The organism is Nocardia aobensis NBRC 100429 (genome assembly GCF_000308375.1).
Lineage (GTDB): Bacteria > Actinomycetota > Actinomycetes > Mycobacteriales > Mycobacteriaceae > Nocardia > Nocardia aobensis.
The window spans coordinates 1-1,803 of record NZ_BAFQ01000237.1; the positions used below are offsets into that span (position 1 = coordinate 1).

A 1,803-nucleotide genomic window follows, 5' to 3' on the forward strand; every position below is an offset into this window, starting at 1 on the left:
GTGACCGTGTTCGACCTCCCACAATCGCCAACGGGCATGGCGCACACCGTGTTCGGTGACGGCCAACGCCCGGTGCAGCGCATCGACCAGGACGTTCGCGGGGCTGTCGCCGGCGGCCTGGGCCAGCGCGTTCGCGGTGGTGAGCAGCAGATCGGTGCGGGCCCGGCCGAGACGCTGTTCCAGCAGCCGCCGGATACGGGGCTGGGAGTCGGCCAGCGCGACCAGCGACTGCAGCGTCGCCACGCCGTTGCGGCCGGGAATGGCCGCTCCGACGAAGGTGACACCGGCGGAGAGGAAGTCCCCGGCCAGTGAAATCGCCGCCGAGACGACGGGTTCCAGATCGGCGGGATGTTCGGCACTGGGGTCCCAGACGGTGTCGGCGACGCCGACGTCCTCCTCGGCGGCGGCGATCGCGTCGACCAGTCCGGGCACCGCTCGATCGTCGCGGACCGCGACGACCACATCCCCGGTGACCGCGTTCACTCGCATCCAGCGCACACCCGGCAACGAGCCCACGCGCCGGTGCACGGCCTCGGCGACCTGTTCGCTGCGCTCCGAACACAGGCCCCGCACTTCGATGACCATCCGATCCTCGACGGCGGCGATCCGCCTCCCGTCCCGGCGCAACGCCGGGTTCAGCAACGACCGCACCTCGCGCTGCAACTGCCCGGCGATATCGTCGGCCACCTCGGTCAGCCGCAGTGCGGTCTGCCCGGCGGACACCGCGCGCACGGGCAGCCGCGCAGAGCCGCCGATGAGAGCCGTCCCCGTCCGGCCGACCCCCGACACCACACCGATCAACGCCTGAAACACCGGACCTCCAAGCCCGTACGAGTACCGTCGTCCGAGCTACTACCCAGGATTGCGGCGGCCAACCGCGAAACCGGCAGTCTGAGCGGGGCAGATTGTTTCCGCGGCCGACGCGGTGCGGCTACCGGCATGCGGGCACCGGCATCCGGTCGGCTACCTCGTGCGGGGCCGGTGCGATGAACCACCCGGCCGCGGCGGTCGGCAGCTCTTCCGAGAGGATCGGGTCGTGGAACCGGGCGCGTTCGAACGAGCTGCCGACGGTGAACGCGGCCCCGTCGAATCGGGCCGGTCCCGTGAAGCCGGCCGCGCCGAAGTCGGCATGGCCGCGAAACTGCGCGCTGTCGAAGTACGCCCCGCCGCGAAACGCCGCCCGGTGGAATCGAGCGTCGCCGGCGAAGACCGCCAGGGGAAATTGGGCGCTGCCACGGAAGGTCGTTCCGTCGAACCGGGCCCGCGCGAATCGCGCCCCGAAGAATCTGGCGGAATCGGTGAACACCGCCTCCCGGAACCACGCGGTATCGAAGGCCGCATCCTGGAATCGGGTGTCCGCGGAGAATCTCGCACCGTCGAATCGGGTGACGCCCGTTAGATTCGCACCCTCGAATATCGCGGGGCCGCCGAAAACCGCGTCGGTGAAATCGGCATCGTCGAGCTGGGCATTGCGGAAATCGAATGTGGCGCGCGACCAGCTGCGCCGCGCGCCGCGGCGAAGGTGCTCGGCGATGACGGCCGCAATGGTCCGCCGGACCGTCCGGTCGTCGCCACCGAGCCGCCCGGTCGCGCGAGGCAGTCGAAGATAACCGCACAGTACGTCCACGCATTGCTGGCGCGGTGTGGACGCGGAGGCGTCGGCGATATCGGCCAGCGTGCGCACGGCGGACACTTGCGATCGTCCCTCACCGACATACAGCTGCGCCGCCGCCGAGACGAACATGTCGGCCAGTTGCCATGGCCACCGAAAACGCTTGCGCCGAAAAGAATCTGCCGAATTCG

The 1,803-nt window shown here is 70.0% G+C and carries 1 protein-coding gene and 1 pseudogene; both read right to left on the bottom strand.

All coding sequences use genetic code 11. The features are described 5' to 3' along the window. Window positions 1-813 (bottom strand): annotated as a pseudogene (locus RJ03_RS27400) (hypothetical protein); the annotation flags it as partial. A 118-nt stretch (window positions 814-931) separates the two neighbouring features. Further along, a partial coding sequence (locus RJ03_RS27405) for a pentapeptide repeat-containing protein (protein ID WP_218001009.1) occupies window positions 932-1,803 on the bottom strand: 872 nt, incomplete at its 5' end.